The following is a 9,318-nucleotide window of genomic DNA, read 5'->3' as shown; positions in this document are numbered from 1 at the left end:
TTTTAAACCTTTTAATTCTCGCTGAGTGGGAAAGAACTTAATCAATTTGGTATTAAAACGTTTCTAACGTAGCTCTCTGCGGAGAATTTTACCCACATTGGTTTTAGGTAACTCTTTACGAAATTCAACCAGTTTTGGTACTTTATAACTAGTGAGGTATTGACGACAATGTTTGATCAAGGTTTCTTCATCCAAATCACCTGATTTACTCACCACAAACACTTTAACAATTTCACCAGAGCTATCACTTTTAACACCAACAGCTGCTGATTCAAGTACATCTTCATGCATCGCTAATACTTCTTCAATTTCATTAGGATAAACATTAAATCCAGAAACAATAATCATATCTTTTTTACGGTCTACGATACTAAAAAATCCCTTATCATCCATCACCGCAATATCGCCAGTTGCAAACCAACCATCTTTTAATACGTCATTAGTTGCCGCTTCACTTTTGTAATAACCGAGCATTACTTGCGGACCTTTTACCCACATTTCACCTGACTCGCCTATATCAGCCTCAGTGCCATCATCACGCATAATTTTAACGTCTGTTGAAGAAGCCGGAAGTCCAATGCTGCCATCATACTCTGAAATTGTGTAAGGACTTATTGTCACTAATGGCGCACACTCTGTTAAACCGTAACCTTCAAGTAAACGTGTATTAGTGACTTTTTTCCAACGCTCAGCAACAGGTCGTTGTACTGCCATACCACCACCTAAAGACATCTTTAAACTACTAAAATCAAGATCGCTAAAACCAGGAGTGTTTAATAATCCATTGAATAAGGTATTAACGCCTGTGATAGCAGTAAAACGATGTTTAGATAATTCTTTAACAAAACCCGGCATATCTCTTGGGTTAGTAATTAATAAATTGGTTCCGCCTAAGGTAAAAAAGGTTAAGCAATTAGCGGTTAGCGCAAAGATATGATAAAGCGGTAAAGCCGTTACAACTAACTCCTCGCCCTCTTTTAGCATTGGGCGAATAGCAGCTTTTGCCTGCAATAGATTTGCTACCATATTTCTATGAGTTAACATTGCTCCTTTAGAAGGCCCAGTTGTACCGCCAGTGTATTGTAAAAAGGCAAGATCATCACCGCACAACTCTACCGGTGAAAATGTCAAATCAGCACCTCTTTTTAGGGTAGCGTTAAAACGCACGGCTTGAGGAAGGCTAAATGCAGGCACCATTTTTTTAACATATTTCACAACACAATTGACAATAGTGCCTTTAATTAAGCCAAGTCGATCACCGAGTGATGTCATAATGATATGTTTAACATCAGTATTTTCAACTATCTTCTCAAGGGTTTCGGCAAAATTTTCGATGATCAATATTGCTTTAGTTTCAGAATCTTTTAATTGATGCTCAAGTTCACGTGAAGTATATAATGGGTTGACATTAACCACCGTAAGGCCCGCTAATAAAGCACCAAATAATGCAATAGGATACTGTAAGCAGTTAGGTACCATAATGGCGAGTTTATCACCTTTTTGTAATCCTAAGTCTTGCTGTAAATATGCGGCAAAAGCGGTTGCCTGCACTGATAACTCTTCATAAGTTATAGATTTACCCATATTAATAAACGCAGTTTTATCACTAAACTTGGTCGAATATCTTGTAAACATAGCCACAATCGATGGATATTTATCCGCATCTATTTCAAATGGTACCTCACTAGGGTAACTTTTCTCTAACCAGATTCTTTCCACAGTGACTTCCTCATAGGTAATGATGTTGCTATTTATGATGTAGTTTTAATTTATATTTTAGCAACACTTATTGTAAAAACACTTTTATTTGAATTATTTTAATAAACTGTTTTATCAAATTTTTCAGCATTAAGCCATTATTTTAAACGCTTGTTTGAATTCTATTAAAAAAACTATTAAGTAATGATGCCAACGCTTTAGATTGTTCCATGTGAACATGGTGGCCCCCAGTTAATTTAATCGTGGCTGCTTTATTATCTGTAGCTGAAAAATGAGTTAATCCCGTTACCACCATTTTCATACCTTTATCACCATATATTAATTGTATCGGACATTTGATATCACTAAATAGCTGCTGGCCTTGAGCGAGACTTAAACGATAAGGGGATATAAATCTTAAACGCGGATCGGATCGCCAACGGTATAATTCACTTACTTTATCATCACTAACAATACAAGCAAGGTCAGTTTGTTCTATTATCAAAGAACGTTGAATAATTAATGCCGCATGTTCATAAGTTAAATCAGATACATGCATTCTTGCTTTAATAGCTGTATTTAAAGAAAAACTGCGTGTTGGTTTAGGTGGTTTAGCTGATAACATTGATTTATGCCGACTCAGCAAGCCTTCACGTAACTGTATAGTCGTTTGCTCTTCAGGGGCACAAAGAAGGCCAAACGCGTCTATTAAGGTTAATGATTTTACTTTTTCTGGAAATGCTGCAGCAAAGGCACTGGCAATCATAGCTCCCATTGAATGAGCAACAATATCAATAGCAGGCCAATCATTCAGAGAAAACAAAGCGAGTAAGTCACTTACATAATCAACAAAATGGTAATGAGCACCAATACTACGGTGTGATGAATGGCCATGTCCTGGCCATTCTAGGGCAATAATCCGTTTATTTGGCAGTAAATGACTTTCTTGCATCAAAGGAATAAAACTAGCCGCATTATCTAAGTAACCATGCAAGCACAATACTGGTTGATGGCTTTCACTGCCACATGCAAGCGCTGTAAGAGTTAAGCCCTCTAATTGATAACTTACCTCTTCGATAGGAGCGGCCACCTTATGAACTGAATGCTCTTGATTAGCACCACCTTGCCCAGAAGTAGCCAGCTCAGACTTAACTTGCTCAAATTTACCTTCTGTTTTATTCTCCATAGAATCAAACCTTTTAGTAATCTAGCTGTTAGTGTAAATATAAGCGTAAATAAAAAATAATTAACGTCTTTTATTCGATTTAATTAACGAATAAAGCGCCGCAAGCGCTATTACACACCATAAAATTACCCAGATAAATTCAGGAAGGAATGTCATTGAAGCTAAGGCTGAGCCATCTCCTAATGCTCGTCCGTCAAATAAATAAGTTGGACTAACTAAACTATTTAATATTATGCTCAAACCAAAGAATTTTAAAAGTAACTGCAAGTAAGACAGACTACGCACTTTAATTGTGAATAAAAACATAACCGCTAAACTTGAGATGATGATAATAGTTAACAGATCTCTTGCCCATAAAACAATTGATGCCAGTAATAATACAATCATTAAACCCGAGATAATTTGTGCAGTACGTTGATGACTATTTGCTAATTTAAATAGCATCCACCCCCAAACTGTTGCTCCTGCATACCCAAAGAAGGTAATAAAAAAACCTAACCCACCTCGTGTTGTACAAAGCCCAGAGCCATTAGGAAATAATTCAATGCGAACTATTTGACCACCAGTTATTAAAGCCGCAAGACCATGACTAATTTCATGAAAATAGGTTTCTAGCCAATTAAGCGGAATAGAAACAATAGGGATTTGCCTGATGACAATTGCTACTAATAAAAGGAAATATAATTGATACTTTTGCCAGAAACTAGCTGAGGGTTTAAACGAAGCGTTGGTCATAACTTATTTCTCTTATTTATAATCGGCAACGACAATCTTTACTTCAAAAAAATAACGTTACATTACAATTTAACATTTCATCTTTATTATTAGAATTTAGGCTAAAAGTTTGTTGATAAATTATAAGCAGTATCTGTTACCAAAGTCAGATAAAAATAACAGTAAAATGCATATCGATAAAATATAACAAGTTAATTAATACCAGATACTCTATCGATAATATTTTATTCTTTACCTGGAAGCTTTTTCCATGACACGGTATCACGAACATACACAGGTTGGGCATTTTCTGCTGTTACCCCCTGCCCTTGCTCTAGCTTAGTTTTACCGATAACTAGCATGGCTTCGGCGGTAGGAAATAATATTTCAGGGCTACCTTGATTAGACTTTAATGCAACTAATTTCTCGCCTAACGCTTCATTTGGTTTTTCAAAATACGCATCCCAGCCAGTACCTACAGCATAAAACGTACTTTTAACGACACTAGATAAATGTGCATCCAATTGCTCAGGAGGAGTAACTGCTTCAGACTGTTTTTCTTGCATAATGTTATTTTCATCAAGCTCAAAATAGCCGTTATACACCTCTGCCATACGCGCATCTATTGCAGCGACCACTTTAGTTTCGCCGTGTGTTAAAAAAGCTGATTGAGCCATAGCTTGTAAACTAGACACGCCAACAACAGGTAAGTTAGCTGAAAAGGCTAAACCTTGTGCAACGCCAACACCAATACGAACACCGGTAAAACTACCTGGACCTTGACCAAAAATAAGCCCATCAAGTTCTGTTAATTTTATATTGGCTTCTTGCAACACATCATCAATCATTGGTAATAAACGTAAACTATGCGATTGAGGGCAAAGTTCATATCGAGAAAACATTTTACCGTTAACTTCTAACGCAACAGAACAGGCTTCTGTTGAAGCATCAAGTGCTAAATAATTCACAATACTAATTTCCTTTGAAATAATGCGGGTAAATATATTAGAGCCATATTGGTGTGGTTAATTTTTTGATATCGTTAATTATTAGGGGCATGGCAAGTGCCTTTTTTAAAATGCCCTTTCAAAAAATTATTACATTACAACACTGGTTCCCCGACAAAACACCTCGGGGATGACGGCTGAAATTTAGCGTATACAAATAGCTTTATACCAAGCTATTTGTATACTAAATAAATACTTTTATTAAGAGCTTGTTGCTTGCATAGCTTCTTATGCAAGTAACACCGAATAACAGCACTTAGGCAAAAAAGTATTTGTTCGAAATAAATGTTGTTATTCAAGGCACTTGGAACGACGCATAGTTTCTTATGCGAGCGACAAGTAACGCCGAAAAACAGCATTTAGGCCAACACAACAATATTTGTTCGAAATAAATGTTTGTTATTCAAGGCACTTGGAACGACGCATAGTTTCTTATTCGAGCGACAAGTAACGCCGAAAAACAGCATTTAGGCGAACAAATAATTATAAAATTTCTACTAGATCGATAACAAATGTAACCGTTTGGCCTGCTAAAGGGTGGTTAAAATCAATTGTTACCGAGCTACCATTAACTTCTTTAATCATGCCAGGTAGTTCACCGCCTGGTTGAGAAAAAGTAATAATATTACCGACTTTAGCTGGCACTTCTGCAGTAAATTTATCTACGTCCATGTAATGAATATTATCAGGGTTTGGCTCACCAAAAGCATCTTTTGCTTCTAAGGTAAATTCTCTTGAATCACCAACTACCATACCTAATAATTCAGCCTCAAATGCCGGTGAAATACTGTTATCGCCCATGATGATTTTAGCGGGTTTATTATTAACCTTGGTGCTGTCTGCTGCCGAACCATCACTTAATTTCATGGTTACATGAACAAGAATGCTAGAGTCATTTTGAATTGTGGCTTGGGTTGAATCAGTCATTTTTAGCTTTCTGCCTTACTTAAATTAGTGGTATTTTGCCTTGTTGCACGACCAATATGTTAATCGCTGGCCTGCTCTAACAGTTATGCTTTAGTTGCCTATTTACTAACTTCTGTACTTTCTTCTGTGGTTGTTTCTTTGTTAGTAAAAGATTCAAAGATCATTAGTGCTGCGCCAACAAAAATAGCTGAATCGGCAATGTTAAATGCAGCAAAATGTTTATCTCCCCAATAAAAATCAAGGAAATCTATAACATAACCAAACATCGCTCTATCAATTAAATTACCAACCGCACCACTTAAAATAAGCGCAAACGCAATACATAATAAGCGCTGTTGCTTTGGTGTTTTCGCCATCCAGACAATAAAAATAATACTGGCAATACTGGCAATAGCAGTAAAAAACCAACGCTGCCAACCACCTTGATCAGCTAAAAAGCTAAAAGCAGCGCCAGGGTTGTGAACATAAGTTAAATTGAAAAAAGGCAATACCGCCAACGTTTCACGGTAATCGAAAGTATTAGCTACCCATTGTTTCGTGATTTGATCAATTACCACAAAAAGTATTGTTAGCCATAACCAACTTAAACCTGTTTCACTAAATAATTTTTTCACTGAAAATAATCTCATATAGCAGAATTAAATAGGCTATTACTAACATATTAGTACTTGGTTGCAGCACTAAATAGTTGGTAATAGCCTGATTATAAATAGTTGTTTATTCGTCCATCATCGACAATTTGGCCAATTGGCTTAACTGGCTTAACTGGCTTAACTTAAACCAACGAAACATTAGCTAATTAAAACTAACAAACGAGTTAAGCAAACTGTCTTACTTCACCGTCGCCATCAACGTTTGTGATACAACGACCACATAGTTCTGGATGCGCTTCACTTTCGCCAATATCGGTAGTTACATGCCAACAACGGTCACATTTAGAACCTTCTGCAGGTGCAACAGATAACCACAATCCTTCAACTTCAGTTGCTTGTGCATTTTCTGGTGCCGCTGTAACGGTTTCAATGGTTGCTTTTGAGGTAATTAATACAAAACGCAATTCTTCACCTAATTTAGCTAACTTAGTAGCTAAGTTTTGAGTGGCATATAAAGTGACTTGTGCTTCTAATGCTTTACCCACCGTTTTCTCTTTACGGGCTTGCTCTAATGCGCGGTTAACTTCGCCACGAACGCTAAGTAACTCAGCCCAATATTCATTAGGAAGCTCATTTTCTAAAGTGCTACTAGCAACTTGTTTCGCTAAACCATCAAACCAAACACCAGTGAATACAAAGTCATCACGCTCACCACTTACAGGTAACGGTAACGCTTCCCAAACTTCTTGTGCGGTAAATGACAATATTGGTGCCATCCATGCTGTCATTGATTCAACAATTAAGTACATTGCTGTTTGACAAGAGCGACGTGCGTTTGAATCACTTTTTGCTGTGTATTGTCTGTCTTTAATGATATCAAGGTAGAAACCACCTAGTTCATTCGTACAGAAGTTCATGATTTTGTGTACTACCACATGCAGTTCATACTTATCGTATGCTGCAATAATCTCTTCTTGTAATTGTGCAGCTTTCTCAACTACCCAGCGGTCAAGCGCCACCATGTCATCAAACGCAACTGAATGATTAGCTGGTTCAAAACCATTTAAATTAGATAACAAGAAACGTGAAGTGTTACGAATACGACGATAAGCATCAGCTTGGCGTTTAAATATTTCATCGCCCGCGGTTATCTCTTGCGTATAATTTACTGATGCTACCCATAGGCGTAAAATATCTGCACCTAAGGTTTTGGTTATTTCACCTGGAGTTATCACATTGCCTATTGATTTAGACATTTTGTGACCTTTAGCATCAACTACAAAGCCGTGTGTAAGCACTTCTTTATAAGGCGCTTCACCCGTCATAGCAACCGAAGATATCATTGACGACATAAACCAACCACGATGTTGATCTGAGCCTTCAAGGTATAAGTCAGCAATACCATCAAATTCTGCACGTTCATTAATTACTGAGAAATGTGTAGTACCTGAATCGAACCAAACATCTAATGTGTCTGGTACTTTAACAAAGTTTTCTGCATCGTCGCCGATAAGCTCTTGCGCTTCTAGATCGAACCACGCTTGAATGCCTTCTTTCTCAACACGCTGCGCTATTTCTTCAATCAATTCGAGGCTGCGTTCATGTAACGCGCCAGTATCTTTATGAATGAATAATGACATTGGTACGCCCCACGTACGTTGACGCGAAATACACCAATCAGGACGTCCTTCAACCATTGATTGAATACGGCTTTGCCCCCAATCTGGGATCCATTGTGTTTGTTCAATTTCTTTTAATGAAGCATCACGTAAGCCTTTTTGATCCATAGAAATGAACCATTGCGGCGTAGCACGGAAAATAATTGGCGTTTTATGTCTCCAACAGTGCGGATAAGAATGCTCAATAGCATGATGATGAATCAAGGCATTGTTTTCTTTTAATAATTCAACAACGCTCGCGTTCGCTTTAAATACATGTTGGCCCGCAAGTAATGGTGTACCTTCTAAATAAACACCATTTGCGCCAACAGGGTTAGCCACTTCAAGGTTGTATTCTTTACCAACCACGAAATCTTCTACACCATGTCCAGGAGCAGTATGAACAGCACCAGTACCTGAATCAGTTGTTACATGCTCACCTAAAATTACAGGTACTGAGAATTCATAAAAAGGATGTTGAACTTGTAACGATTCTAAATCAGCACCTTTACAGAAACCTAAAGCGTGGTATTTAGTAATACCAAAACGGTCCATACATGAAGTAACAAGATCTGATGCGATAACTAAACGTTGTTTACCTTCTTCGCCAGCAGATAATGTTTCACATTGTACTAAGGTATATTCAACCTCAGCGTGAAGCGCTACTGCGCGGTTAGCAGGCAATGTCCAAGGCGTTGTTGTCCAAATAACAAAAGCAATTTCACCTTCGCCTTCATGACCGTCAGGGTGAGAGAATTTATTAGCAATAGACTGATCTAACGCAGTAAATTTAACATCAATCGCTGGTGATTGTTTATCTTGGTATTCAACTTCAGCTTCAGCCAAAGCCGAGCCACAGTCTGTACACCAATGCACAGGTTTAAAGCCTTGGTGAATATGACCATTTTCAACAATTTTACCTAACGAACGAATGATATTAGCTTCGGTGTCAAAATCCATAGTTAAGTATGGATTTTCCCAATCTGCTGAAATACCTAAACGTTTAAAATCTTCACGTTGACCGCTAACTTGTTTAGCTGCATATTCACGACATTTTTTACGAAATTCAGCAGCCGTTACTTTATGACCTGGCTTACCTACTTTTTTCTCAACCATTAATTCAATCGGTAAACCGTGACAATCCCAACCAGGAACGAACGGTGAATTGAAATCTGATAAGGTTTTTGATTTAACAATAATATCTTTTAATATTTTATTAACAGCATGACCTAAGTGAATATTGCCGTTGGCATAAGGAGGTCCGTCATGAAGAATAAATGACTTTTTACCTTTTTTAGCTTCACGAATTTTACCGTAAAGATCTTTAGCCGCCCAGTCTTTGAGCATGTTAGGTTCACGATTAGCCATATTACCTTTCATAGCGAAAGAAGTGTCTGGCAAATTTAGGGTCTGTTTGTAATCACTCATTTAAATCATTATCCGTTTAAGTTGGCTGACAAATGTAACAAGTAGTTATAAAGATCAACCTGATTTATAACTGTTAACTTATGTTAATTAGATGATGTTCTTTTGTG

At 37.4% G+C, this 9,318-nt stretch carries 7 protein-coding genes; all 7 read right to left on the bottom strand.

Translation table 11 applies throughout. From position 1 onward, the window contains the following. Positions 1-63: 63 nt before the first annotated feature. On the bottom strand, positions 64-1,719 hold the full coding sequence (fadD, locus tag CWS31_RS15825) for a long-chain-fatty-acid--CoA ligase FadD (protein ID WP_101342973.1): 1,656 nt from the start codon (positions 1,717-1,719) through the stop codon (positions 64-66). 142 nt (positions 1,720-1,861) lie between these two features. Next, positions 1,862-2,884: an alpha/beta fold hydrolase gene (locus CWS31_RS15820; RefSeq protein ID WP_101342972.1), complete on the bottom strand. Its 1,023-nt coding sequence runs from the start codon at positions 2,882-2,884 to the stop codon at positions 1,862-1,864. A gap of 60 nt (positions 2,885-2,944) precedes the next feature. Then, positions 2,945-3,619, bottom strand: coding sequence for a M50 family metallopeptidase (locus CWS31_RS15815; RefSeq protein ID WP_101342971.1), 675 nt, complete (start codon positions 3,617-3,619; stop codon positions 2,945-2,947). 224 nt (positions 3,620-3,843) lie between these two features. Further along, positions 3,844-4,566: a tRNA (adenosine(37)-N6)-threonylcarbamoyltransferase complex dimerization subunit type 1 TsaB gene (gene tsaB, locus CWS31_RS15810; RefSeq protein ID WP_101342970.1), complete on the bottom strand. Its 723-nt coding sequence runs from the start codon at positions 4,564-4,566 to the stop codon at positions 3,844-3,846. 522 nt (positions 4,567-5,088) lie between these two features. Beyond that, entirely contained in the window at positions 5,089-5,532 is a 444-nt protein-coding gene (fkpB, locus tag CWS31_RS15805) for an FKBP-type peptidyl-prolyl cis-trans isomerase (protein ID WP_101342969.1), read from the bottom strand. 98 nt (positions 5,533-5,630) lie between these two features. After that, positions 5,631-6,161 (bottom strand): signal peptidase II, encoded by a 531-nt coding sequence (lspA, locus tag CWS31_RS15800; protein ID WP_101342968.1) that lies wholly within the window; start codon positions 6,159-6,161, stop codon positions 5,631-5,633. A gap of 188 nt (positions 6,162-6,349) precedes the next feature. Next, positions 6,350-9,211, bottom strand: a complete 2,862-nt coding sequence (gene ileS, locus CWS31_RS15795) for an isoleucine--tRNA ligase (RefSeq protein ID WP_101342967.1) — start codon at positions 9,209-9,211, stop codon at positions 6,350-6,352. Positions 9,212-9,318: the final 107 nt, after the last annotated feature.

Origin of the sequence: Colwellia echini (genome assembly GCF_002843355.2) — a bacterium.
Classification (GTDB): Bacteria; Pseudomonadota; Gammaproteobacteria; order Enterobacterales; family Alteromonadaceae; genus Colwellia; species Colwellia echini.
The sequence above is the reverse complement of the archived record's forward strand: the minus strand, read 5'-3'. Positions and strand labels throughout refer to the sequence as shown.

Coding starts and splice junctions, on each gene's coding strand:
- CWS31_RS15820 (WP_101342972.1), bottom strand. CDS start 2,884: ATGGAGAATAAAACAGAAGGTAAATTTGAGCAAGTTAAGTCTGAGCTG.
- CWS31_RS15815 (WP_101342971.1), bottom strand. CDS start 3,619: ATGACCAACGCTTCGTTTAAACCCTCAGCTAGTTTCTGGCAAAAGTAT.
- fkpB (WP_101342969.1), bottom strand. CDS start 5,532: ATGACTGATTCAACCCAAGCCACAATTCAAAATGACTCTAGCATTCTT.
- lspA (WP_101342968.1), bottom strand. CDS start 6,161: ATGAGATTATTTTCAGTGAAAAAATTATTTAGTGAAACAGGTTTAAGT.
- ileS (WP_101342967.1), bottom strand. CDS start 9,211: ATGAGTGATTACAAACAGACCCTAAATTTGCCAGACACTTCTTTCGCT.